27 protein-coding genes and 1 tRNA gene are annotated in these 24265 nt (G+C 63.4%); 6 read left to right on the top strand and 22 right to left on the bottom strand.

Annotated features, from left to right (window positions below; all coding sequences use genetic code 11):
* Positions 1–16: 16 nt before the first annotated feature.
* The 7 genes from hscB to trmJ form a co-directional block, all read right to left on the bottom strand.
* A complete protein-coding gene (hscB, locus tag ACQKPE_RS18460; RefSeq protein ID WP_427668068.1) occupies positions 17–538 on the bottom strand; it encodes a co-chaperone HscB in 522 nt (173 codons plus the stop codon).
* 8 nt (positions 539–546) lie between these two features.
* Positions 547–870 carry an iron-sulfur cluster assembly protein IscA gene (gene iscA / locus ACQKPE_RS18455; protein ID WP_427668067.1) on the bottom strand — a complete coding sequence of 108 codons (324 nt, stop codon included), beginning with the start codon at positions 868–870 and terminating at the stop codon, positions 547–549.
* A gap of 23 nt (positions 871–893) precedes the next feature.
* Positions 894–1280: a Fe-S cluster assembly scaffold IscU gene (gene iscU / locus ACQKPE_RS18450; protein ID WP_007929523.1), complete on the bottom strand. Its 387-nt coding sequence runs from the start codon at positions 1278–1280 to the stop codon at positions 894–896.
* 46 nt (positions 1281–1326) lie between these two features.
* Positions 1327–2541: an IscS subfamily cysteine desulfurase gene (locus tag ACQKPE_RS18445; protein ID WP_427668066.1), complete on the bottom strand. Its 1215-nt coding sequence runs from the start codon at positions 2539–2541 to the stop codon at positions 1327–1329.
* A 49-nt stretch (positions 2542–2590) separates the two neighbouring features.
* Positions 2591–3082: a Fe-S cluster assembly transcriptional regulator IscR gene (gene iscR, locus ACQKPE_RS18440; RefSeq protein ID WP_427668065.1), complete on the bottom strand. Its 492-nt coding sequence runs from the start codon at positions 3080–3082 to the stop codon at positions 2591–2593.
* A 168-nt stretch (positions 3083–3250) separates the two neighbouring features.
* Positions 3251–4039 carry a serine O-acetyltransferase gene (cysE, locus tag ACQKPE_RS18435; RefSeq protein ID WP_427668064.1) on the bottom strand — a complete coding sequence of 263 codons (789 nt, stop codon included), beginning with the start codon at positions 4037–4039 and terminating at the stop codon, positions 3251–3253.
* A gap of 3 nt (positions 4040–4042) precedes the next feature.
* On the bottom strand, positions 4043–4813 hold the full coding sequence (gene trmJ, locus ACQKPE_RS18430; protein WP_427668063.1) for a tRNA (cytosine(32)/uridine(32)-2'-O)-methyltransferase TrmJ: 771 nt from the start codon (positions 4811–4813) through the stop codon (positions 4043–4045).
* A 151-nt stretch (positions 4814–4964) separates the two neighbouring features.
* Between trmJ and suhB the strand changes: the two genes are divergently transcribed.
* Complete coding sequence (gene suhB, locus ACQKPE_RS18425; RefSeq protein ID WP_427668062.1) at positions 4965–5783, top strand: inositol-phosphate phosphatase; 819 nt, start codon at positions 4965–4967, stop codon at positions 5781–5783.
* A 76-nt stretch (positions 5784–5859) separates the two neighbouring features.
* Here suhB and ACQKPE_RS18420 read toward each other — a convergent pair whose 3' ends face one another.
* From ACQKPE_RS18420 to queA, 6 genes are all read right to left on the bottom strand, one after another.
* A complete protein-coding gene (locus ACQKPE_RS18420; RefSeq protein ID WP_427668061.1) occupies positions 5860–6408 on the bottom strand; it encodes a glycine zipper 2TM domain-containing protein in 549 nt (182 codons plus the stop codon).
* Between the two features lie 121 nt (positions 6409–6529).
* Positions 6530–7438, bottom strand: a complete 909-nt coding sequence (gene secF, locus ACQKPE_RS18415; RefSeq protein WP_427668060.1) for a protein translocase subunit SecF — start codon at positions 7436–7438, stop codon at positions 6530–6532.
* A 10-nt stretch (positions 7439–7448) separates the two neighbouring features.
* Positions 7449–9311 carry a protein translocase subunit SecD gene (gene secD, locus ACQKPE_RS18410; RefSeq protein WP_427668059.1) on the bottom strand — a complete coding sequence of 621 codons (1863 nt, stop codon included), beginning with the start codon at positions 9309–9311 and terminating at the stop codon, positions 7449–7451.
* Positions 9312–9374: 63 nt separating this feature from the next.
* Complete coding sequence (gene yajC / locus ACQKPE_RS18405) at positions 9375–9710, bottom strand: preprotein translocase subunit YajC (RefSeq protein WP_003259111.1); 336 nt, start codon at positions 9708–9710, stop codon at positions 9375–9377.
* A 40-nt stretch (positions 9711–9750) separates the two neighbouring features.
* Positions 9751–10866, bottom strand: a complete 1116-nt coding sequence (gene tgt / locus ACQKPE_RS18400; RefSeq protein ID WP_427668076.1) for a tRNA guanosine(34) transglycosylase Tgt — start codon at positions 10864–10866, stop codon at positions 9751–9753.
* A 14-nt stretch (positions 10867–10880) separates the two neighbouring features.
* The gene (queA, locus tag ACQKPE_RS18395) at positions 10881–11930 is read right to left on the bottom strand and encodes a tRNA preQ1(34) S-adenosylmethionine ribosyltransferase-isomerase QueA (RefSeq protein WP_427668058.1); all 1050 of its coding nucleotides are present in this window, start codon (positions 11928–11930) and stop codon (positions 10881–10883) included.
* Between the two features lie 108 nt (positions 11931–12038).
* Between queA and ACQKPE_RS18390 the strand changes: the two genes are divergently transcribed.
* A tRNA-Leu gene (locus ACQKPE_RS18390) sits at positions 12039–12123 on the top strand.
* A gap of 104 nt (positions 12124–12227) precedes the next feature.
* On the opposite strand, the gene ACQKPE_RS18385 is transcribed toward ACQKPE_RS18390, so the two are convergent.
* From ACQKPE_RS18385 to ACQKPE_RS18365, 5 genes are all read right to left on the bottom strand, one after another.
* A complete protein-coding gene (locus ACQKPE_RS18385; RefSeq protein WP_427668057.1) occupies positions 12228–12572 on the bottom strand; it encodes a putative quinol monooxygenase in 345 nt (114 codons plus the stop codon).
* 19 nt (positions 12573–12591) lie between these two features.
* A complete protein-coding gene (locus tag ACQKPE_RS18380) occupies positions 12592–13605 on the bottom strand; it encodes a zinc-dependent alcohol dehydrogenase family protein (protein ID WP_427668056.1) in 1014 nt (337 codons plus the stop codon).
* The gene (locus ACQKPE_RS18375) at positions 13602–14459 is read right to left on the bottom strand and encodes an oxidoreductase (protein ID WP_427668055.1); all 858 of its coding nucleotides are present in this window, start codon (positions 14457–14459) and stop codon (positions 13602–13604) included. Before ACQKPE_RS18375 ends, ACQKPE_RS18380 begins: the two co-directional genes overlap by 4 nt.
* A 125-nt stretch (positions 14460–14584) precedes the next feature.
* Positions 14585–15475: a LysR substrate-binding domain-containing protein gene (locus ACQKPE_RS18370; RefSeq protein ID WP_427668054.1), complete on the bottom strand. Its 891-nt coding sequence runs from the start codon at positions 15473–15475 to the stop codon at positions 14585–14587.
* A 154-nt stretch (positions 15476–15629) separates the two neighbouring features.
* Complete coding sequence (locus tag ACQKPE_RS18365; RefSeq protein WP_427668053.1) at positions 15630–16700, bottom strand: diguanylate cyclase; 1071 nt, start codon at positions 16698–16700, stop codon at positions 15630–15632.
* 223 nt (positions 16701–16923) lie between these two features.
* Here ACQKPE_RS18365 and ACQKPE_RS18360 point away from each other — a divergent pair, with 223 nt between their 5' ends.
* Positions 16924–17403 (top strand): GNAT family N-acetyltransferase, encoded by a 480-nt coding sequence (locus tag ACQKPE_RS18360; protein WP_427668052.1) that lies wholly within the window; start codon positions 16924–16926, stop codon positions 17401–17403.
* A 349-nt stretch (positions 17404–17752) separates the two neighbouring features.
* Positions 17753–18643 carry a bestrophin family protein gene (locus tag ACQKPE_RS18355; RefSeq protein WP_427668050.1) on the top strand — a complete coding sequence of 297 codons (891 nt, stop codon included), beginning with the start codon at positions 17753–17755 and terminating at the stop codon, positions 18641–18643.
* Between the two features lie 9 nt (positions 18644–18652).
* Here ACQKPE_RS18355 and phnE read toward each other — a convergent pair whose 3' ends face one another.
* The 4 genes from phnE to ACQKPE_RS18335 are packed head-to-tail and all read right to left on the bottom strand — an operon-like array spanning position 18653 to position 21883.
* On the bottom strand, positions 18653–19420 hold the full coding sequence (phnE, locus tag ACQKPE_RS18350) for a phosphonate ABC transporter, permease protein PhnE (protein ID WP_427668048.1): 768 nt from the start codon (positions 19418–19420) through the stop codon (positions 18653–18655).
* Entirely contained in the window at positions 19417–20244 is an 828-nt protein-coding gene (locus ACQKPE_RS18345; RefSeq protein ID WP_427668046.1) for a PhnE/PtxC family ABC transporter permease, read from the bottom strand. Before ACQKPE_RS18345 ends, phnE begins: the two co-directional genes overlap by 4 nt.
* A complete protein-coding gene (locus ACQKPE_RS18340; RefSeq protein WP_427668044.1) occupies positions 20238–21032 on the bottom strand; it encodes a phosphonate ABC transporter ATP-binding protein in 795 nt (264 codons plus the stop codon). Before ACQKPE_RS18340 ends, ACQKPE_RS18345 begins: the two co-directional genes overlap by 7 nt.
* The gene (locus ACQKPE_RS18335) at positions 21029–21883 is read right to left on the bottom strand and encodes a putative selenate ABC transporter substrate-binding protein (RefSeq protein ID WP_427668043.1); all 855 of its coding nucleotides are present in this window, start codon (positions 21881–21883) and stop codon (positions 21029–21031) included. The genes ACQKPE_RS18340 and ACQKPE_RS18335 overlap by 4 nt, the downstream gene beginning before the upstream one ends.
* Before the next feature lie 123 nt (positions 21884–22006).
* Here ACQKPE_RS18335 and selD point away from each other — a divergent pair, with 123 nt between their 5' ends.
* Together selD and mnmH are read left to right on the top strand one after the other, a co-directional pair.
* On the top strand, positions 22007–23041 hold the full coding sequence (gene selD / locus ACQKPE_RS18330) for a selenide, water dikinase SelD (protein WP_427668041.1): 1035 nt from the start codon (positions 22007–22009) through the stop codon (positions 23039–23041).
* Positions 23041–24138 (top strand): tRNA 2-selenouridine(34) synthase MnmH, encoded by a 1098-nt coding sequence (mnmH, locus tag ACQKPE_RS18325; protein WP_427668040.1) that lies wholly within the window; start codon positions 23041–23043, stop codon positions 24136–24138. Before selD ends, mnmH begins: the two co-directional genes overlap by 1 nt.
* The last annotated feature ends 127 nt before the right edge of the window (positions 24139–24265 follow it).

The raw sequence follows: 24265 nt of genomic DNA, 5'->3' as shown, positions 1-24265 counted from the left end.
ACGGGTAACGCCGGGGTTAATCGTCGAGGCGCTCTTCCAACTGGCGCACTTCTTGGGCGAGCTTGTCGAGAAACTGCATGCGGCGCATCAGGCGTTCGGCCTTGTCGCGCTCGGCAGCTTGATCCCAGCAGGCGGCGAAATCGTCGTTGAGCGTATTCTCGGCGGCCTTCAGGCGCTTCTTGAACACGGCAACGCCGTCCAGGTCGGCTTCGTCCTGCAGCTCTTCTAGCTCTTCTCGCCACTGCATCTGCTGCAACAGGAAGTCCGGGTCGTGCACGGTAACTTCCTGGGGCACTTCATGGCCGCCGATGGCCAGCAGGTAGCGGGCGCGACGCGGCGCACTGCGCAGGGTCTGGTAGGCATCGTTGAGCGCGGCGGACTTCTCCAGCGCTACCCGTTGCTCGCGCTCGGAAGCGTCGGCAAAACGGTCCGGGTGAACCTCGCGGGCCAGCTCGCGGTAGCGGGTGGCCAGCTTGTCGAGGTCAAGACGGAAGCTCGGCTGAAGGTCGAACAGGGCAAAGTGACAAGGAGTACCCACATCAAGCCTCAGACATTGAAGCTTTCGCCGCAGCCACACTCACCGCGTACGTTGGGGTTGTTGAACTTGAAGCCTTCGTTCAACCCTTCCTTGACGAAGTCCAGCTCGGTGCCATCGAGGTACACCAGGCTTTTCGGGTCGATGATGACCTTCACGCCGTGGTTCTCGAACACCGTGTCTTCGCTTGCCAGCTCGTCGACGAACTCCAGCACGTAGGCCAGGCCCGAGCAGCCGGTGGTGCGCACGCCCAGGCGGATACCTTCACCCTTGCCGCGCCCGTCGAGGGAACGGCGAATGTGGTTGGCGGCGGCTTCTGTCATGCTGATAGCCATCGGAACTCCTTAAGACAGGTGTCTCAGATCAAGCCTTTCTTCTGCTTGTAGTCGCGCACGGCCGCCTTGATGGCGTCCTCGGCGAGTACCGAGCAGTGGATCTTCACCGGCGGCAGTGCCAGTTCTTCGGCCAGCTGGGTGTTCTTGATGGTCTCGGCCTCGTCCAGGGTCTTGCCCTTCATCCACTCGGTGGCGAGGGAGCTGGAGGCGATGGCCGAACCGCAGCCGTAGGTCTTGAACTTGGCGTCTTCGATGATGCCTTGCTCGTTGACCTTGATCTGCAGACGCATCACGTCACCGCACGCTGGGGCGCCGACCATGCCGGTACCGACATCCGGGTCCTCGGCGTTCATCTTGCCGACGTTGCGTGGGTTTTCGTAGTGGTCGATGACCTTTTCACTGTATGCCATGGTGCAATTCCTTCCTCATCAGGGAGCCGCTCTTGCCGGCGACTGCTTAGTGGGCGGCCCACTCGATCTTGGAGATGTCGACGCCGTCTTTGAACATGTCCCACAGCGGCGACAATTCACGCAGCTTGTTCACCGCTTCGACGACTTTCTGCGCGGCGTAGTCCACTTCTTCTTCGCGGGTGAAGCGACCGAAGGTGAAGCGGATCGAGCTGTGCGCCAGTTCGTCGTTGCGGCCAATGGCGCGCAGTACGTAGGACGGTTCCAGCGAAGCGGAGGTACAGGCCGAGCCCGAGGACACGGCGATGTCTTTCAGGGACATCAGCAGCGACTCGCCTTCGACGTAGTTGAAGCTCAGGTTCAGGTTGTGCGGTACGCGGGCAGTGGCGCTGCCGTTGACGTACAGCTCTTCCAGGTGAGAGACCTGCTTGAAGAAGCGGTCGCTCAGGGCCTTGATGCGAGCGTTCTCGCTGGCCATGTCCTGCTTGGCAATGGCGAAGGCCTCGCCCATGCCGACGATCTGGTGGGTGGCCAGGGTGCCCGAACGCATGCCGCGCTCGTGACCGCCGCCGTGCATGGTGGCTTCCAAGCGCACGCGCGGCTTGCGGCTGACGTACAGCGCGCCGATGCCTTTGGGGCCGTAGGTCTTGTGGGCGGAGAACGACATCAGGTCGACCTTGAGCGCTTGCAGGTCGATCTCGACCTTGCCGGTCGACTGAGCGGCATCGACGTGGAACAGCACGCCGCGTGCGCGGGTGAGTTCGCCGATCGCGGCGATGTCGTTGATGGTGCCGATTTCGTTGTTCACGTGCATCACCGACACCAGGATAGTGTCGTCACGCAGGGCCGCCTCGACCATGGCCGGGGTGATCAGGCCGTCTTCGCCAGGCTCAAGGTAGGTGACTTCGAAGCCTTCGCGCTCGAGCTGGCGGGTGGTGTCCAACACCGCCTTGTGCTCGATCTTGGAGGTGACGATGTGCTTGCCCTTGGTGTGATAGAAGTGCGCGACACCCTTGATTGCCAGGTTGTCGGACTCGGTAGCGCCGCTGGTCCAGACGATCTCGCGCGGGTCGGCATTGACCAGGTCGGCGACCTGGCGACGGGCGTTCTCGACCGCCTCTTCGGCGCGCCAGCCGAAGACGTGGGAGCGCGATGCCGGGTTACCGAAGTTCCCGTCGACCAGCAGGCAGTCGGCCATTTTCTGGGCGACACGCGGATCAACCGGCGTGGTCGCGGAGTAATCGAGGTAGATCGGCAACTTCATTGAGTATCTCCTATCAGGCGGTGGCGTCGGCGCTCGTCGCTACGGGGGTTCAGTCGACGGCGGACGTCTCAATCTTGTCCAACTGGGCAGCACGACCGGCGACACGTCGCAGGTCCTGGCGCTGGGCGACTTCCTGCACCTCACGGCGCATGACGAGGTCGGCCAGGCTGATGCCGCTGAGGAATTCATGGATCTGCTGGCTGAGATCGCACCACAGGTGGTGGGTCAGGCAGGTATCACCGGCGTGGCAATCCCCAAGGCCTTGGCAACGGGTGGCATCGACCGACTCGTTGACCGCATCGATGACCTGGACCACCTGGATGGTGTCCATATCCCGCGACAGCTGGTAGCCGCCACCCGGGCCGCGAACGCTGGAAACCAGGTTGCTGCGGCGCAGCTTGGCGAACAGCTGTTCCAGATAGGAGAGGGAAATGCCCTGGCGCTCGGAAATGTCGGCCAGAGACACCGGCCCATGCTTCGCGTGCAACGCCAAGTCGAGCATGGCAGTCACGGCGTATCGGCCTTTGGTAGTCAGTCGCATGGCTAATGGGTACCACGGGAGTTACAGGATGTGAGCGAGTATGCGATTCCCGAGCATTTAAGTCAACTATAAGACCTAGTGCTTTAGTCGGGTTTGCAGCGGGAAGGCGGCCGCGACTATAGCAGAACAGGGGCGTAATCACACGCCCCATGTGTCAGATGGCCGGTATCAATGCGACCGAGTGTCGCTGCCGGCTACCTGCTTGGCTTCGGCGAAGTGGTCTTCGGGAAGTGCGGGCAGTTCCTTGGCGCAGTAGTCACTGCCCAGGTTGGTCAGCGCGCCGCACATGCCCTCCAGGCGCTCGTCCACGGCCTGCAGATGGTCGAGCATCTGGCCAATGGCGCGAGCGACGGGGTCGGGCATATCGCCACTGACGCCATAGGCATCGAAGCCGATCTTCTCGGCCATGGCCTTGCGCTTGGCTTCGACAGCGTCATCAGCCTCGCTCTTGACGATGATCCGCCCCGGAATGCCCACCGCCGTGGCACCAGCCGGCACCGCCTTGGTGACCACCGCATTGGAGCCGATCTTGGCCCCCGCGCCGACAGTGAACGGCCCGAGCACCTTGGCTCCGGCGCCGACCACCACGCCATTTTCCAGGGTCGGGTGGCGCTTGCCCTTGTTCCAGCTGGTGCCGCCAAGGGTCACCCCCTGGTACAGCGTGACATCGTCGCCGATCTCGGCCGTTTCGCCGATGACGATACCCATGCCGTGGTCGATGAAGAAACGTCGGCCAATGGTGGCACCGGGGTGGATCTCGATACCGGTCATCCAGCGCCCGAAGTTCGACACCAGCCGCGCCAGCCACTTGAAGTCACGCACCCACAGGGCATGGCCGAGGCGGTGCAGCCAGATGGCATGCATGCCTGGGTAGCAGGTGAGCACCTCGAAGGCGTTGCGCGCTGCCGGGTCACGATGGAACACACTTTGAATATCTTCACGCAGACGTTCGAACATCTGTCAGCCCTTCCGTTTATGCGGCTCGCCCCTTGCGACCTTCTGGGTCTCGGTGAGGATGCCGCGCAAAATGCTCATTTCCGAACGATTGACCGAACTGCGCCCATACAGCCTGCGCAAACGCGGCATCAGGTGCTTGGGCTTCTCGGGGTCGAGGAAGCCGATGTCCACCAGGGTTTTCTCCAGGTGGTCGTAGAACAGCTCCATTTCGTCCAGGGTCGCCAGCTCGCCGGCACGCAGCGAGTTGGCTTCGAACTTCTCGACTTTCGACGGCGTGCCTTCAGTGGCCAGCCAGGCCATGCGCACCTCGTAGGCGAGCACCTGAACGGCCGCAGCCAGGTTCAGCGAGCTGAAGTCGGGGTTCGAGGGAATGTGCACGTGGAAGTGACATCGCTGCAGTTCTTCGTTGGTCAGGCCGGCATGTTCGCGACCGAAGACCAAGGCGATTTCCTCGCCGGCAGCGGCCTGTTCCACCGCCTTGGCCCCGCACTCGCGGGGGTCGAGCAGCGGCCAGGGAATACTGCGCTCGCGGGCGCTGGTGCCGATGGCCAGGCTGCAGCCGACCAGCGCCTCTTCGAGGCTGCCGACGACCTGGGCGCTTTCCAGTACGTCATCGGCACCCGAGGCGCGCGCCGTGGCATCGCTGGCAGGGAAATCCATTGGCTGGACCAGCACCAGGCGCGACAAGCCCATGTTTTTCATGGCACGTGCAGCGCCGCCGATGTTACCGGGGTGGCTGGTATTGACCAGAACAACACGAATATTCTGCAGCAAGGTGATGCGCTCACAGGTGGGAATAAAGGGGGCAATGATCTTACATAAGCGACGGACGTAACGCCATGAAAGCGAATGTCGCCCTTCTGCCGGAACAGTTTTCTGATAGACTATGCGGCTTTCTTCTTTAACATCTCCAGGTGAAACGCCCATGCAGCCTATGCTGAATATCGCCCTGCGCGCCGCTCGCAGCGCCAGTGAACTGATTTTCCGCTCCATCGAACGCCTGGACAGCATCAAGGTCGACGAAAAAGGCGCCCAGGACTACGTGTCCGAGGTTGATCGCGCCGCCGAGAAGGTCATCGTCGATGCCCTGCGCAAAGCCTACCCGAACCACTCCATCCAGGGTGAAGAGACCGGCCTGCACGCCGGTACCGGTGAAGAAGGCAAGGACTACCTGTGGATCATCGACCCGCTCGATGGCACCACCAACTTCCTGCGTGGCGTTCCTCACTTCGCTGTCAGCATCGCCTGTAAATACCGTGGCCGCCTCGAGCACGCGGTGATCGTCGACCCGGTTCGCCAGGAAGAATTCACCGCCAGCCGTGGCCGTGGCGCCCAGCTCAATGGCCGCCGCCTGCGCGTCAGCTCGCGCACCAGCCTGGAAGGCGCCCTGCTGGGAACCGGCTTCCCGTTCCGCGACAGCCAAATGGCCGACCTGGACAACTACCTGGGTATGTTCCGCGTTCTGACCGGCCAGACTGCCGGCATCCGCCGCGCAGGCTCCGCATCGCTGGACCTGGCCTACGTGGCTGCCGGCCGCTTTGACGCCTTCTGGGAGTCGGGTCTGTCCGAGTGGGACATGGCTGCAGGCGTGCTGCTGATTCAGGAAGCAGGTGGCCTGGTGAGCGATTTCAACGGTGGCCACGACTTCCTCGACAAGGGCCACATCGTTGCCGGCAACATCAAGTGCTTCAAGGCGGTGCTGACGGCGATCCAGCCGCACCTGCCGGAAAGCCTGAAGCGCTGAGCGCGAATTGCCTGAACGAAAAAAGCACCGCCACGGCGGTGCTTTTTTTATACCTGCATTTTTACAGAACGAACCTTTATTGCCCCGGCTGGTTCTGGCTCAAGATCAACTTGCCGTTCTTGTCCAGCGGAATGCTCGAGCCCGGCTCGTGGTCCATCTTCACCTTGCCAACCTGGTCGCCGATGGAATAGGTCACGTTGTAGCCCACGACCTTCTCGCTGACGTCATTGACAGTATTGCAGCGGGTTTGCGTGGTGGTGTAGGTGTCACGCTCCTGCATGCCCTCCTGCACCTTGTTACCGGCATAACCGCCGCCAACCGCACCGGCCACGGTAGCGATCTTCTTACCAGTGCCGCCGCCGATCTGGTTGCCCAGCAACCCACCCGCCAGCGCACCGACCACGGTACCGGCGATCTGGTGCTGGTCCTGCACCGGACGCTGCCGGGTAACGGTCACGTCCTTGCACACCTCACGCGGCGTCTTCACTTGCTGCTTGATTGGCTGCACGTCGGTGACCTGGGCGTATTCAGGCCCTTTGTTCACCAAGCTGTAGGTCGCCACAGCACCTCCGGCGGTTACACCGACAGCACCCAGAACCGCACCCACCAGCATTGATTTATTCACGTGAAACCTCCTGATCATACCTGCGGGGCATTGCCCGCCTTCTCCCTGCCTTGGAGCAAAAAAAAAGGCGCGAGTTCAACACTCGCGCCTCTCTTTACGCCAAACGGCGTAGGAAAAGACCTTACGGACGGTCGTCCACACCCTCGGCTTTCACCGGTGGAATCAGGTCTTCGCTGCTCAGGTTCAGCCAGATCAACACCACGTTGGCGATGTAGATCGACGAGTAGGTACCCGCCATTACACCGATCAGCAGCGCTAGGGAGAAGCCGAACAGGTTGTCGCCGCCGAAGAACAGCAGCGCAGCGATGGCCAGCAAGGTGGATACCGAGGTGGCGATGGTACGCAGCAGGGTCTGGGTGGTCGAGACGTTGATGTTCTCGATCAGCGAGGCCTTGCGCATCACCCGGAAGTTCTCGCGCACCCGGTCGAATACCACGATGGTGTCGTTCAACGAGTAACCGATGATCGCCAACACCGCCGCCAGCACCGTCAGGTCGAAGGTGATCTGGAAGAACGACAGGATACCCATGGTCACGACCACGTCGTGGACCAGCGAGACGATCGCGCCAACCGCGAATTTCCACTGGAAGCGAAACGCCAGGTACACCAGGACGCCGCCCAGTGCCAGCAGCATGCCCAGGCCGCCCTGGTCACGCAGCTCTTCACCCACCTGCGGGCCGACGAACTCGACACGCTTGATGGTGGCCGGGTTGTCCCCGCTCACCTTCTGCAGCGCCTCGGCGACCTTGTTGCCCAGTTGCGGGTCATCGCCCGGCATACGTACCAGCAGGTCGGTGGTCGCACCAAAGCTCTGCACCACAGCATCGTGGAAGCCGGAGCTGGCCAGCTCGCTACGCACGGTTTGCAGGTCGGCCGGACGCTCGTAGGTCAGCTCGATCAGCGTACCGCCGGTGAAGTCCAGGCCCAGGTTCAGGCCCTTCTGCCACCAGCTGAACAGCGCCAGCACGGTAAGGAGCACGGTGATGGCGAACGCAACATTGCGCACGCCCATGAAGTTGATGGTTTTCATCGCAGCTCCCTCAAACCCACAGCTTCTTGATGTCACGCCCGCCGCAGCTGAGGTTGACCATTGCACGGGTCACCATGACGGCAGTGAACATCGAGGTGAAAATCCCGAGGGACATGGTGACCGCAAAGCCCTTGACCGGGCCGGTACCCATGGCGAACAGGATGCCGCCGACCAGCAGGCTGGTCAGGTTGGCGTCGATGATCGCGGTGTAGGCGCGGTTGAAGCCTTCGTGGATAGCGCGCTGCACCGACATGCCGTTCTTAATTTCCTCGCGAATACGCGAGAAGATCAGCACGTTGGCGTCGACCGCCATACCCATGGTCAACACGATACCGGCAATACCCGGCAGGGTCAGGGTCGCGCCCAGCAGCGACATCAGCGCCAGCAGCAGCACCATGTTGCCCGCCAGGGCGACGGTGGCGATGATGCCGAAGGCACGGTAGATGGCGATGATGAACAGCGAGACGAACAGCATGCCCCACAGGGACGCATCGATACCCTTGGTGATGTTGTCGGCACCCAGGCTTGGGCCGATGGTGCGTTCTTCAGCGAAGTACATCGGCGCAGCCAGGCCACCAGCACGCAGCAGCAGGGCCAGTTCGGACGATTCGCCCTGGCCGTTCAGGCCCGTGATGCGGAACTGGCTGCCCAGCGGCGACTGGATGGTCGCCAGGCTGATGATTTTCTTCTCTTCCAGGAAGCTCTGTACCGCCACTTCCTTCTCGACGCCGTCGACGGTCTGCTTGACGTAGCGGGTGACCGGCTTCTGCTCGATGAAGATCACCGCCATGCTGCGACCGACGTTGGTGCGGGTAGCGCGGCTCATCAGCTCGCCACCATGGCCGTCGAGGCGAATGTTCACCTGCGGGCGACCGTGCTCGTCGAAACTGGCCTGGGCGTCAGTGACCTGGTCACCGGTGATGATCAGCCCGCGCTCGACCGGCGCCGAACGGCCGCCTTCACGGAACTCGAACACCTCGGTAGTGGCCTTGGAAGCACCCGGCTCGGCACCGAAGCGGAATTCCAGGTTGGCAGTCTTGCCGAGGATACGCTTGGCTTCGGCGGTGTCCTGCACGCCCGGCAGCTCGACCACGATACGGTTGGCGCCCTGGCGCTGTACCAGCGGCTCGGCCACGCCCAGCTCGTTGACCCGGTTGCGCACGGTGGTGAGGTTCTGCTTGATCGCGTATTCGCGGATCTCGGCGACTTTCGCCGGAGTCAGCACCAGACGCAGCACGGCGAGCTCGCTGCGCTCGGTGGTGGTCAGTTCGAAATCATTGAAATTCTTGCGGATCAGGTCACGGGCCTGGTCGCGGGTAGCATCGTCGGCGAAGCCCAGCATGATGGCGCCGTCCTGCTGAGGCAGGGTACGGTAGCGCACGCGCTCTTTGCGCAGCAGGCTCTTCACTTCACCGTCGTAGACCTTCAGGCGGGCGCTCATGGCCTTTTCCATGTCCACTTCCAGCAGGAAGTGCACACCACCGGAGAGGTCCAGGCCCAGCTTCATGGGGCTGGCGCCAATGTTGCGCAGCCACTGCGGGGTGGTCTGTGCCAGGTTCAAGGCCACGACGTAGTCATCGCCCAGGGCCTTGCGCACCACATCCTTGGCCGGAAGCTGGTCTTCCTGCTTGGTCAGGCGCACCAGCGCACTGCCCTTCTCGCCCAGGTTGCCGCCTTTTACGGCAAGGCCGGCGTCGGTCAACGCCTTGGTAGCGCGGTCCAGGTCGGCCTGGCTCACGTGCAGTGCGGAGCTTGCGCCGCTGATCTGCACCGCCGGGTCATCCGGGTAGAGGTTGGGAGCGGAATAAATAAAGCCGACCGCCAGTACCAACACGATCAGCAGGTATTTCCACAGAGGGTATTTGTTCAGCATCACGCCGCCCGTTCAAGACGCGGGGCGCTTTGCGCGCCCCGACTGGAAAATAAAACCGGTAACTCAGATAGCCTTGAGCGTACCTTTTGGCAGGGTCGCGGCGATGGCGCCCTTCTGGAACTTCAGCTCGACGTTGTCGGACACTTCCAGCACCACGAAGTCATCGGAAACCTTGACGATCTTGCCAGCGATACCGCCGTTGGTGACCACTTCGTCGCCTTTTTGCAAGTTGCTCAGCAGGTTCTTCTGCTCTTTGGCGCGCTTGGCCTGTGGACGCCAGATCATCAGGTAGAAGATGACCAGGAAACCAACCAGGAAGATCCACTCGAAGCCGGTACCGGCTGGGCCGGCGGCTGGGGCTGCAGCGTCCGCGTAGGCGGCGGGAATCAGAAAGCTCATTGGGCACTCCAGTTGCGATTTTTAATAATAAGAGCAGCAGTCAATCCAAGGGCGGTACGGGAAGCCCGCGCTTGGCGTAGAAGGCGTCGACGAAGGCGGCCAATTTACCCTGTTGAATAGCCTCGCGCAAACCGGCCATCAAGCGCTGGTAATGACGCAAGTTGTGGATGGTATTCAACATACTGCTCAGCATTTCGCCGCATTTATCCAGGTGATGGAGATAGGCGCGGGAGAAGTTGCTGCAGGTATAGCAATCACAGGTCGGATCCAGCGGCGAATCATCGTGGCGATGGAATGCATTGCGGATCTTGATCACCCCCGTATCGACGAACAGATGCCCGTTTCGCGCATTGCGCGTGGGCATCACGCAGTCGAACATGTCGACGCCGCGGCGCACACCCTCTACAAGATCTTCCGGCTTGCCTACCCCCATAAGGTAACGAGGTTTGTCAGCCGGCATTTGTGCGGGCAGATAGTCCAGCACCTTGATCATTTCGTGCTTGGGCTCGCCCACCGACAGGCCACCGATGGCCAGGCCGTCGAAGTCGATATTGACCAGCGCTTCCAGCGAACGCATGCGCAGGTCTTCATACATGCCGCCCTGGACGATGCCGAACAGCGCGGCGCTGTTGTCGCCGTGGGCGTTCTTGGAACGCTGCGCCCAGCGCAGCGACAGCTCCATGGAGGTACGCGCCACGTCGTGCTCGGCCGGGTACGGGGTGCACTCGTCGAAGATCATCACGATGTCCGAGCCCAGGTCGCGCTGCACCTGCATGGACTCTTCCGGGCCCATGAACACCTTGGAGCCGTCCACCGGGGAGGCGAAGGTCACGCCTTCCTCTTTGATCTTGCGCATCGCGCCCAGACTGAACACCTGGAAGCCGCCGGAGTCGGTGAGGATCGGGCCTTTCCACTGCATGAAGTCGTGCAGGCCGTTGTGCTTCTTGATCACCTCGGTGCCCGGGCGCAGCCACAGGTGGAAGGTGTTGCCCAGGATGATCTCGGCGCCGATGGCCTCGATGTCCCGCGGCAGCATGCCCTTGACCGTGCCGTAGGTGCCTACCGGCATGAACGCCGGGGTTTCCACGGTGCCACGGGGGAAGGTCAACCGACCGCGACGGGCCTTGCCGTCGGTGGCCAGCAGTTCGAAGGACATTCGACAGGTGCGACTCATGCTTGATCCTCGGGGCCACGCGGCGCCGGATTGCGGGTGATGAACATTGCATCACCGTAACTGAAGAAGCGGTACCCCTGCTCGACCGCCGCCGCGTAGGCGGCCATGGTCTCGGGGTAACCGGCAAAGGCCGAGACCAGCATCAACAGCGTGGACTCGGGCAGGTGGAAGTTGGTGACCAAGGCATCGACCACATGGAAGGGTCGGCCGGGGTACAGGAAGATGTCGGTGTCGCCGCTGAAGGCCTTGAGCTGGCCATCGCGCGCCGCGCTTTCCAGCGAGCGCACGCTGGTGGTGCCGACGGCGATCACCCGCCCGCCACGAGCGCGGCAGGCCTGCACGGCATCGACCACGTCCTGGCCGACTTCCAGCCACTCGCTGTGCATATGGTGGTCTTCGAGCTTGTCGACCCGCACCGGCTGGAAGGTACCCGCGCCCACGTGCAAGGTGACGAAGGCCTGCTCGACGCCCTTGGCAGCGATTTGCTCCAGCAGCGCCTGGTCGAAGTGCAGCCCGGCGGTGGGCGCGGCCACGGCGCCTGCGCGCTCGGCGTAGACAGTCTGGTAGCGCTCGCGGTCGGCGCCTTCGTCGGGCCGATCAATATAAGGAGGCAGCGGCATGTGCCCGACGCGGTCGAGCAGCGGCAGCACTTCTTCGGCGAAGCGCAGCTCGAACAGCGTGTCGTGGCGCGCGACCATCTCGGCCTCGCCGCCGCCATCGATCAGAATCTGCGCCCCCACCTTCGGCGCCTTGCTGGCACGCACATGGGCCAACACGCGATGGCTGTCGAGCACGCGCTCGACCAGCACTTCCAGCTTGCCGCCAGAGGCTTTCTGGCCAAACAGCCGCGCCGGAATGACCCGGGTGTTGTTGAACACCATCAGGTCGCCGGGGCGCAGGTAGTCGAGCAGGTCGGTAAAGCGCCGGTGCGCCAGCTCCCCGCTCGGCCCATCGAGGACCAGCAGGCGGCTGCCATGGCGCTCGGCCAAGGGGTGGCGGGCGATAAGGGAGTCAGGGAGTTCGAAAGAGAAATCGGCGACGCGCATGATGGTGTTCGGTTCGACAGGGCCGGAAAGTTTAGCTCAACGAGTGAAAATTGACCATGAAAGCCGATTGACCGAGTGAAGGACCCTCTCTATACTGCGGCGCCACAAGCCCTGATGGCGGAATTGGTAGACGCGGCGGATTCAAAATCCGTTTTCGAAAGGAGTGGGAGTTCGAGTCTCCCTCGGGGCACCAAGATCCAGAAAAAACCGACCTTATGGTCGGTTTTTTTGTGGGCGCTGGTTGGTGGCGAACCCGCTGGCGGGCCGTGCTGACGCGCCTGGCTGTTTCTGAGCCACCTATACGGCAGTGAACTCGCGCTCCGAGGTGGATTGCGTCACGGGATAATTTCTGAGCTGCCGTGTAGGCAGCCCAGAAATTATCCATTGCAGTCCCGATCCTTGAACTCGTGTTCGCTGCCGTGTATAGGGCATTTCAAGGTGCGCGTCGAAGTCTGCCCGCGAGCGCCAGTTTTCGTAAACGATCCAAACGTTGGGGTCGGTCTGGTCGCGGTGCAGGTGGTAGTCGATCGACCCTTCCTCGGCGCGGGTCTGGTCGAGCTGGCCCGCCAGCCCGTCGCCGACGGCTTGGGCAAACTCGGGCTTGGCGGTGAACTTGGCGATGACGGTCAATGGCTCGGACATGCTTGTCTCCTGAAGACGATCAGCCAGCGTGCGGCGGGACCGAAACAACGATCTTGCCGAACTGCTGGTTGGAGGCGAGGTGGCGGTGCGCTTGGACGTAGTCGTCGAAGGCGAACACGCGGTCGATGATGGGGGTGAGCGAGCCATCGGCAAGGCCGGCCATGATATCGGCAAGACCCGCCGCGAAACGCTCGCCCATGGTGTAGAACTCGAACACGTCGTAGCCGCGTACGGTGAGGTGCTTGGGCAGCACTTGCAGAATCGGCAGCGGCGTCACCTCGGCGGCAAGCGCGCCGTAGATAAACAATATGCCCTGCGGCGCCGCTGCTTCTGCAAGCAGCGGGAAAGTCTCGCCGCCGACGGGGTCGAAGGTGACCCGGGCGCCCTGCCCGCCGGTGATCTCGCCGATGCGGGCGACCAGATCTTCTTCTGCCGTGGCGATAACATGTGCAGCACCTGCATCGAGCAGTTGCTGGCGCTTGGCGCTGGAGCGGGTGAGCGCAATGGTGGTGGCACCTGCCCGGTTGGCCAGTTGGATCGCTGCCAGACCGACACTGCTCGACGCCGCCGGAATGACGACCGCATCGCCGGGGCCGACCTTGGCGATTTCGATGAGCGCGCCATAGGCGGTGAGGAACTGCATCCACGCCGCTGCCGCGCTTTCCCAGGACAGGTTGGGCGGGTGCTTCACCAGCAGGTTGGCCGGGGCAATCGCCAGCTCGCCATGGACGGCGTAGTCGCTCATCGCCGAAATCGGCAACAGGCTGACCGCTTCACCGACCGCCACCTGGGTCACGCCCGGCCCGAGCGCCTCGACTTCGCCGGCAATCTCGTAACCGATCTTCGCTGGGAAGGCCGGTTGAATCACATAGGCGCCGGAGTAATACATTTGCTCGGCGCGGTTCAGGCCCAGGGCGCGAGCGCGGATGCGTACCTCGCCGGGGCCTGGCGCGGGAACGTCGACGGTCTCGATCTTGAGCACGTCCGCTCCGCCGGTTTCATGAAAGCGAACGATGCGGGCCTTGGCCATCATGCGTTCTCCCCGGCAAAATCGGTCGAAGCGGAGAGCTTCGACCAGGCGTCGATTTCCTGGCCCCGACGCACATAGTATTCGCGGGCGAAACGCAACGCGTCGCTGCCAAGCAGCAAGTGAGCAGGTGGGTTTTCAGCGGCGATCAGCGCGAGCATCGCCCGCGCCGCGCCATGGGGGTCGCCGGGTTGGTGGCCGTGCTCTTGCTCTGCACGCGCCTTGCGCACCGGGCCGAAGAACCCGTCGTAGTCGGCGATGGTTCGCGCCTGGCGCATCATCGAACGCCCCGCCCAATCGGTACGGAACGCACCCGGCTCGACTGCGGTGACGTGAATACCGAAGTCGCGTACTTCCTGGCCGAGCGCTTCGGAAATGCCCTCCAGGGCGAACTTGCTGCCGTGGTAATAAGCCACGCCAGGGAAAGTCATCAACCCGCCAATCGAGGTGATGTTGAGAATGTGCCCCGAACGACGCTCGCGCATGAACGGCAGCACCGCCTTCATCATCGCGACCGCGCCAAACACGTTTACCTCGAACTGCTTGCGCAGGTCGTCGAGCGGCGATTCCTCGACCATGCCTTCATGGCCGTAGCCTGCGTTGTTCACCAGCACATCGATGGCGCCGATCTCGCGTTCGATTTCCCCGACCACGCGATCGATCGCCGTGAAATCGGTCATCTCGAGTTGCTTGCCGAACGCCCGACCCGGCGCCAGCGCCTCAAGCGCTTCGATGGCCTCGACACTGCGCGCAGTGCCGACCACGCGGTGGCCAGCCTGCAACGCGACCTCGGCAAGGGCTCGCCCAAGGCCTGTGCTTGTGCCGGTTATGAAGATGAGTTTGCTTCCACTTTCAGACATTTCAGCACTCCAACACGGGTTAGAGGCCCAGAATATGTCTGTCAGATAGCGTGCATAAGTGACTGAGTTTTTATGAGTCTACTGAGTGAAATTCAGCAGTTGAACGATTGACGATACTTGTCCAGTTATTCGCTTTCGCGCAAAGCCTCGATCACCGCACGCAGGCCGGCCGAGATATAACGACGGGTTGGATAGTAGAGGTAGGGCCACTCTTCGGGTTCGATCCAATCGGCGAGGCAGGCAACCAACCTGCCGCTTTCGATGTAGGGCCTCGCCCGGTCCTCCCAGACATAGGCCAACGCAGTACCGGCGAGCGCCGTTTCGATCATCAGCTCATGATCGTGAAGGACGACGGGGCCTTTGACCTCGACGTCTATCTCCTTCCCATCGCGCCCAAACGTCCACGGATAACCAACCCCACTCGGGTACATATTGCGGATGCAGATATGCTCCGCAAGGTCGGCGGGGGTCTTGGGCATCGGCCGCTGCTCGAAATAGCCCGGCGACCCCACCACGGTGAAGCGCAGCCGCCGGTTGATCCTCACGGCGGTCATGCCGTCACGCAGGCTTTCGCCCAGGCGAATACCGGCATCGAAACCTTCCTCGACGATATCCACAAGGCGGTCCGTGGCGACGATCTCCAACTCAAGGTTGGGGTTGGCGGCGATCAACGGCCCGATGATCGGCCCCAACACGAAGGGGGCGATCGAGTTGGGTGCGTTGATGCGCACCTTGCCGAACGGCGTATCGCGAAACTGGTTGAGCGCATCGAGCGCCGAGCCGATATCACCGAAGGCCGGCGAGAGCTGGGAAAGCAGCATTGCCCCGGCATCGGTCAGCGACACGCTGCGGGTGGTGCGGTTCAACAGGCGGATACCGACCCGGGCTTCCAGGTTGCTGACCGCATGGCTGATCGCCGACGCCGTGACCCCACGCTCTTCGCTGGCCCGGCGAAAGCTGCGATGGCGCGCGACTGCGTCGAACGCCGCGAGCTCGGACAGGTCTGTGGTTCGCATTACTGATGCTCATTCAGGACTGAGGGAAGCACTATCCTGCTAAACGAGGTAAACGAAAAGACTCAAAGCAGATCTGGGCGGGCCACTACGCAGCTCAATGCAGGCTAGGGACGCTGTACGGCAAAGCAAATGAAAAATGCGGGACTTTTCAGCACTATATTGCCGAAACAGCGCTTACCTTCCCAACTCCCCCCGCCCACACAACCCGGTTGCGCCCCTCGTCCTTGGCGCGGTACAGCGCCATGTCCGCCTCATGCAGCCACGCCTCGGCATCGCCCAGGTGCGGGCCGTACGAGGCGATGCCGATGCTCAAGCTCAGACGTAGCTGCGGCAGTGCCGGGTCGCGGTAGTCCTCGACAGCCTGGCGCAGGCGCTCGAGGATTTCCCCGGCTTGGCCCGGCGTGGTGCCGGGCAGCAGCACGCAGAACTCATCGCCGCCGTAGCGGGCCACCGGGTCGCTCTTGCGCAGGTGCGCGGGGAAGAAAGCGCTGAGGATGCACAGGATGTTGTCGCCCACCAGGTGGCCATGGCGGTCGTTGATCTGCTTGAAGTGGTCGATGTCGATCAAGGCCAGGGTGTTGGCCTGCTGGTTGGCGCGGCAGCGTTCGAAGGCGCTCAGCAACAGGTGCTTCCAGGCACCATGGTTGATCAGGCCGGTGAGGCTGTCGGTCTTGCTCAGGTGGGCCAGGGCGCGCTTGTGCTCGCCGAGCTGCACGTTCACCTGGTAGCAGATAAAGCCGATGACCATGGGGTAGATCATCAGGATCGGCAGACAAGCGAGCATCTGTGCCTGGGTGGTCGGCGGAAATAGCGCAGGCGCATACAGCCAGAAGCCCAGGCCGATGCCCAGCAGTTGCACCGTCAAGGTTTTGCCGAGCAGGTTCCAGCCGCCGACAGCCATCTTGTCCATGGCGATCATCGACAAAATAATGACGCTCGGCAGCGGGTTCAGGCCCATCACGCCCGCCCAGCACCCCCCGGCGAAGCCATCGAATACCAGGTTGCGCTGCTCGGTGCGGAAGGCATTCGTAGAAAAACGCGCCAGTTGGAAGGCCAGGTGCGGCCAGACGAAGCCATGCGCCACCAGCAGCGCCCAGGTCCACCAGGCAGGCTGCTGCGGCCAGATGCCGATCATCACGCACACGAAGCCTAGGCCCGTGCCCACGGCACGGGGTGCGTACATTCGCCTGGCAAAGGAAAGGCCCTTGCCTTTTCGCTCGTTCATCGAGGGTTCACCCATTGAAGGACTGTCCATGCACTGCACTGGACAGACGCCAGGAAAACTCCCCCGCGGGTCGGCAGCTGAGGCATTGTGCCATCATGCAAATATCCCCACAAACCCCGCGGATGAAATACACGTCAGTTAAAGCGAAAGCCGTGCCAGACCAGATGGCAGACGCTAAGCTGCCAGACGAACGCCCGCTAGAACTTCCAGGATGGAACCTGCCATGCAATTGAGCCACCGCCCCGTTCGTACCTCCGATATCCCCACCCTCTGCTGCTTCCCGCAAGGCCCGGACGAGTTGTTCTACATGTTCCCCAAGGCCATCTACCCCCTGACCCCGGCGCAAATGAGCGAGGCCATCGCCCAGCGCAGCGGTTCGACCGTGGTGGAGGGCAATGGTGTGGTGTTGGGTTTTGCCAACTTCTACAAGGTCGAACAGGGCGGCGTGTGCGCACTGGGGAATGTGGTGGTGGCACCGCCTGCGCGTGGGCGCGGCGTAGCGAGCTACCTGGTGCGCTGCATGATCGACCTCGCGCGTGAGCAGTTCGCGGCGCGGGAGGTGTGGGCGTCGTGCTTCAACCACAACACTGCGGGGCTTTTGCTGTACCCGCGGCTGGGGTTCGTGCCGTTTGGCATCGAGGAGCGCCAGGCGCCGGATGGTGGGCGGGTGGCGTTGGTGCAGATGAAGTTGGCATTGCGCTAGCCTCAGACAATCTTCGCCGGGCATTACGGATGTAGTTTTCTGCCCGGCCGATTTCCTCTGCATCGCCATCTGCAAGCACCTGGCTCAGGTAGATCTCAATGACCTCTTCCGAATACAGACAGTCTTCAAACCGGAATGGGATTGTCTTGATGCTCATTGAGCCTCCGCGAAATCGTATGGCAAAGAAAGAACAATAACGACGATCAATCCCACAGCCGTCTGAGCCCATCGAGAGCGCTTTCCTGGATGGCAGTAGGAAACACTTCCAGTTACACCCCACGAAAAACGCTAACGAACCTTACCCACCCCAAAACGTCCGAACCTCATTCGCCCCAAAACGAGGTTCCCCGTGAAAGACGTCATCGTGCGCAAGTACCGCCTGGTGGTGAAGACCTTCGGCTACATCGGCTGGTCGCTGTTCTGGCTGCTGATCTGGGATGTGTTGGTCACCATCGATTTCATGCTGTTCTTCCAAAGCGCGTTCTCCCTGCCGCTGATCCCGCTCACCCTGCTGGGCTCGGCGCTGGTGGTGCTGGTGAGCTTTCGCAACAGCAGCGCCTACAACCGCTGGTGGGAGGCGCGCACGCTATGGGGGGCGCTGGTCAATGCCTCGCGCAGCTACGGGCGGCAGGTGCTGACGCTGATCGATGACCCGGACGAGGGGCTGAACCCGGTCAAGGCTACCTTGCTGCGTCGGCACATCGCCTACGTGAACTGCCTGGCGGCGCACCTGAAGGGTGAGGCCTGCCCGCCGGAGTTGGGGGCGTTCATACCGTCGCGCGAGTTCGAGCGGCGCAATGGCTCGAACAACTTCGCCAACGATATTCTCGGTGGCTCGGCGGCGCTGCTGGCCAGGGAATACAAAGCCGGAAGGCTGGACAGCATTCGCCTGGCGCGGCTGGAGTCGACGCTGGTGGATCTGTCCAACGCCCAGGGCGGTATGGAGCGGATCGCCAACACACCACTGCCCTACCCCTACGTGTACTTCCCGCGCCTGTTCATCACCCTGTTCTGCCTGATCGTGCCGATCGGCCTGGTGGAGTCGCTGGGCTGGTTCACGCCGCTGGCCTCGACCGTGGTGGGCTTCATGCTGCTGGCCATCGAGCGGATCGGCACCGACTTGCAGAGCCCCTTCCGCTTCAGCGAGCACCAGATCCAGATGGATCAGATCTGCGAGACCATCGAGCGCAACCTGGAGTCGATGCAGCGTGAGGCGCAGTGCGAGCGGGTGGTGAGTTGAGGGTGGGCTTCAGGCCCGCACGTAGCGTTGGCGCAGCAGGTCGCTGAAGGCATCCACCAGCAGCACCAGCACCAGCATGGCGATGATCACCGTGCTGGCCTGGGCCTCCTGGAACAGGCTCAGGGTGGTGTAAAGCATCTGCCCCAGCCCGCCAGCACCGACGAAGCCAAGCACAGCGGCCATGCGGATGTTGTTTTCCCAGCGGTACAAGCCGTAGGCCAGCAGCTGTGGCCAGAGGTTGGGCAAGGTGCCGAAACAGAAGGCCGCCACCTGGCTGGCGCCTTGCAAACGGATGGCTGCTGCCGGCTCAGGCGGCGCGTTTTCCAACGCCTCGGCGAACAAGCGCCCGAGCACGCCCGCCGTGTGCAGGGCCAGCGCCAGGGTGCCAGCGTTCGGCCCCAGCCCTGCGGCGAATACCATGAGCGCCGCCCACACCAGTTCGGGAATCGCCCGCAGGGCATTTAGCAGCAAACGCGCCGCACCTTGCAGCGGCCACCCAAAACGCCCCGCCGCTGGCAACGCCAAGAACAGGCCAAGGACCATCGCCAGCAAGGTGCCCAGGCCAGACATCGCTAAGGTTTCCAACGCCCCCCGTGCCACAGCACGCAGGTGCTCACTGGAAAGGTCGGGCTGCAGGAAGCGCCCGGCGTACTCGGCCATCTGCCCCAGTCCACCGTTGCCGAACACGTTCAGCAGGTCCAGCTCCAGGTAACCGAACGAGCCCACCACAGCCGCCAGGATCGCCAGTACCAGCAGCAGGTTCAGCAGGCGCTTCATGCCAGCCTCCCACGCAGCATGCGGCTGAGCGCATCCGCCAGCATCACCAGCACCAGGAACGCCAGCAGCATGCTCGCCACCTCGTTGCCCGCGAACATGCGCATCGACAGGTCGATCTGCTGCCCCAGGCCACCGGCACCGACGAAGCCCATTACCACCGAGGCGCGCACCGCGCATTCCCAGCGGTACACGGTGTACGACACCAGCTCGGCAGCGGCATTGGGCAGGATGCCGTAGAAGAACGCCACCAGGCGCCCGCTGCCGGCCTGCATCAACGCGTGGGCCGGGCGCTGGTCGACCGACTCGAAGATTTCCGCATACACCTTGCCCAGCATGCCGCTGTAGGTGATGGCGATGGCCAACACACCGGCCGTCGGCCCCAGGCCCACGGCGCGTACGAACAGCAGCGCCCAGACGATTTCCGGCACGCTGCGCAGGAACACCAAGGTACCCCGCACCGGCAGGCGTGCCAGGCGCGACCAGGGCCCGGCACGCCCGCCGCGCGAGGCCGCACCCAACGACAGCGCACGGCTGGCCAGCAGGCTGGCGGGTATTGCCAGCAACAACGCCAGGGTCATGCCGGCGGTGGCGACGGCCAGGGTTTGCACGGTGGCTTGCAGCAGCAACTCGAGGAAATCGTGGTCGTGGGCCGGGGGCCAGAAGCCGCTGACGAAGTTGAACATCTGCTGGCGGTTCTCGGCGTGCAGCAACACGCCCAGGTCCAGCTCGCTCAACTGGATGCCCGGCCACAGCAACGCCAGGGCCAGCAGGGTCAACAGCAAGCGCGGCAGGGCCGCCGGGTCGCGGGTGTCGGGCTTCAGCATCGTGGAATCTGCACCTTCAACGTCGCCCCTGGCGTCACCGGCGAGGCCAGTTGCTCGTTGGCGTACAGGGCATCGAGCATGGCTTCGCTCACTGACTCGGCGCAGCAGTCGAAGGCCACCAGGCCGTCGCGAATACCGATCACACGGGGGAAGTGCGCCAGCGCCAGGTCGACTGCATGCAGGCTGGCCACCAGGGTAACGCCACGGGCCTGGGCCTGGCGGTTGAGCAGCGCGATGCTGTGGTCGGCCAGCACCGGGTCCATGGCCGAGACCGGCTCGTCGGTCAGCAGCACCTCGGCCTGCTGGTACAGCGCACGGGCGATGCCCACGCGCTGCAACTGCCCTCCCGACAACTGCCCGCACTGCACGAACAACTTGTCGGCCATGCCCAGCTCGGCCAAGGCCTGGCGCGCGCCGGGCACATCGCTGGGGTGCAGCAGGTTGAGCAACCCACGCAGGGTGCCCCACTGCCCCAGGCGCCCGGCCAGCACTGCGGTGACCACCCGCTGGCGCGGCGGCAAGGGCGGCGCCTGGTGCACCAGCGCCACCCGCGCACGCAGGCGCTGACGCGCCCTGGCGGACAACGCCCAGGGCTGCTCGCCCAGCAGTTCGAGGCGGCCCTGGGTCGGTGCAACAGCGCTGGCCATCAGGTTTAGCAAGCTCGACTTGCCCGCCCCGGACGGGCCGATGATCGCCACCCGCTCGCCCTGCTCGATACGCAGGCTGACGCTTTGCAGCGCGCGAACCTGGCCATGGCGCAGGCCCGCGTCGAACAGTTGGATACTCACTTCAGCAAGCCAGCCTCACGTGCGGCTTGCTCGGTGCCCTGGTAGTTCTCGGGCTTGGTCTCGATGAAGCGGCTGGCTGCTTGCAGATCGAGAATCGCCTTGTGCTCGGGCTTGGCCGGGTCGAGATCGAGGAAGGCCTGCTTGATCTTGTCCTTGAGCGCCGGGTCCAGCTTGCCGCGTACAGTCCAGTTGTAGTCGTAGTAGGTAGGGGTGGTGGCGAACACCTTCACCTTGCTGGTATCGACCTTGCCGGCATCCACCAGCTTCTGCCACACGCTGGCATTGAGCACGCCGGCATCGACCTTGCCCGCCTGCACCCAGGCTACGGTCGCGTCATGAGCGCCAGAGTAGGCAACGCGGCCGAAGTAGTCCTCAGGCTTGATGTTGTCTTCCTTGAGCATGAAGTAGCGCGGCATCAGGCTGCCGGAGGTGGAGGAGATCGAACCGAAGGCGAAGCTCTTGCCCTTGAGGTCGGCCAGGCTCTTCACCTCAGGGTTGGCGGTGATGAACTTGCTGGTGAACTGGGCGTCCTGTTCACGCTGTACCAGCGGGGTGGCAGCAGGGTCTTTCAGGTGTACCTGGACGAAGGTGAAGCCACCCAGCCAGGCCAGGTCCAAGCGGTCGGAGGCCAGTGCCTCGACCACCGCCGGGTAGTCGGCCACGGGTACGAACTGCACCTTCATGCCCAGGCGCTGCTCCAGGTACTCGCCGAGCGGCTTGAACTTGCGCAGCAGTTCGGTGGGGGCTTCGTCGGGAATGGCGCTGACGCGCAGGGTTTCGGCAGCCTGCGCAAGCACGGCGCAGCACGACAGCAGAAGGCCGGCGGCGAGCGCCAGGGGGCGTTTGAACATGGGGGTTCTCCGGTTCAATAGCGGGGAAAGTGCCGACCAAAGCGCCGACGGGGGGAAGTATAAGAGCCACGGGCACAAAGGCCAGCTTTGCTACAATCGCGCATCACCAAAATCGAGGTGCGTATGAGCGAACCGATTCGCCTGACCCAGTACAGCCACGGCGCTGGCTGCGGCTGCAAGATCTCCCCCAAGGTGCTGGATGTGATCCTCGCCGAAAGCGGCACCCAGGCGCTGGACCCGAACCTGTGGGTCGGCAATGCCTCGCGTGACGACGCCGCGGTGTACGCGCTGGACGACGAGCGCGGCGTGGTCTCGACCACCGACTTCTTCATGCCCATCGTCGACGACCCGTACGACTTCGGCCGCATTGCCGCCACCAACGCCATCAGCGATATCTACGCCATGGGCGGCGACCCGCTGATGGCCATCGCGATTCTCGGCTGGCCGGTCAACGTGCTGCCTCCAGAGGTCGCTCGAGAGGTGATTCGCGGTGGCCGCGCAGTGTGCGCCGAAGCGGGCATTCCGCTGGCCGGCGGGCACTCCATCGATGCGCCGGAGCCGATCTTCGGCCTGGCCGTGACCGGCGTGGTCAGCAAGCGCCACCTCAAGCGCAACGACACTGCCAGCGTGGGCTGCAAGCTGTACCTGAGCAAACCACTGGGCATCGGCATCCTCACCACGGCGGAGAAAAAGTCCAAGCTGCGCGAGCAGGACAAAGGCCTGGCCCGCGACTGGATGTGCACCCTCAACACCCCCGGCAGCCGCTTCGGCAAGCTCGACGGCGTGACGGCGATGACCGACGTCACCGGCTTCGGCCTGCTCGGCCACCTGGTGGAAGTGGCCGACGGCAGCGGCCTCACGGCCCGCCTGCACTTCGACGCGGTACCGCGCCTGCCTGGCGTGGAGCACTACCTGGCCGAGGGCTGCATCCCCGGCGGCACCCTGCGCAATTTCGAAAGCTACGGGCACAAGATCGCGCCGCTGGACGATGAACAGAAGCACCTGCTGTGCGACCCGCAGACCAGCGGTGGCCTGCTGGTAGCGGTGACTGCCGAAGGCGAGGCCGAATTCCTCGCCTGCGCCGAAGCGCTGGGCCTGACGCTGGCCCCGATCGGCGAGCTGGTCGAGCGACAGACCCACGCAGTCGAGGTGCTTTGATGCGCAACGACTGCACCGACTACCGCCAGCTGTTCCTCGACGACGTGCCGATGATGGACATGCGCGCGCCCATCGAGTTTGGCAAAGGCGCCTTCCCCGGCGTGGTCAACCTGCCGCTGATGAGCGACCAGGAGCGGCAGAAGGTCGGCACCTGCTTCAAGCAGCAGGGCCAGGCCGCGGCCATCGAGCTTGGCCACCAACTGGTCAGCGGTGCTGTAAAGCAACAGCGCCTCGAAGCCTGGGCCGCGTTCGCCAAGGCTCACCCCGAGGGCTACCTGTATTGCTTCCGAGGCGGGCTGCGCTCGCAGATCGTACAGGGCTGGCTGAAGGAAGCGGGCATCACCTACCCCAGGGTCAAGGGCGGCTACAAGGCCATGCGCACCTTCCTGCTGGAGACCACTCAGCAGGCGGTGGCGCAGTGCGATTTCGTATTGGTGGGCGGCCTCACCGGCACGGGCAAGACCGACGTGTTACAGCAACTGGACAACGTGCTCGACCTCGAAGGGCATGCCAACCATCGCGGCTCCAGCTTCGGCAAGCGCGCCACCGCGCAACCGGCGCAGATCGATTTCGAGAACCGCCTGGCCATCGATGTGCTGAAACAGCGCGCGCGGGGCACCAAGCAGTTCGTGCTTGAAGATGAAGGGCGCATCGTGGGTAGCTGCTCGGTACCGCTGGAGTTGTACCAGGGCATGCAGCAGTACCCGATGGTGTGGCTGGAGGACAGTTTCGAAGGCCGCGTGGAGCGGATTCTGCGGGACTATGTGGTCGACTTGAGCGCCGAGTTCGTCGCCCTGCATGGCGAGGAAGATGGCCGACGCTTGTTCGCCGAGCGCCTGTTGCAGAGCATGGCCAATATCCACAAGCGTTTGGGCGGGGAGCGTTTCCAGCGGCTGTCCGAGCTGCTGCGCCAGGCGTTGGACGAGCAGCTTCGCAGTGGCGCGGTGGAACTGCACCGGGGCTGGATCGAGGGGCTGTTGAACGAGTACTACGACCCGATGTACGCCTACCAGCGTGAGGCCAAGGCTGGGCGTATCGAGTTTGCCGGGGATGCGCGAGAAGTGCGCGAGTACCTGAAGGCGCGAACGTTGCGGTGAATGGCCAGGGCTTCGCCCTGGTTCGCGGGCAAGCCCGCTCCTACAGAGCGACGCAGCACGCTCGTTGCTGCATATTGCGGCGACGCGGCCGGATGTCTTTCGTGAGGTGCTGCAAGGCAACTAACGT

The organism is Pseudomonas sp. NPDC089554 (assembly GCF_050280645.1).
Lineage (GTDB): Bacteria > Pseudomonadota > Gammaproteobacteria > Pseudomonadales > Pseudomonadaceae > Aquipseudomonas.
The sequence above is the reverse complement of the archived record's forward strand: the minus strand, read 5'-3'. Positions and strand labels throughout refer to the sequence as shown.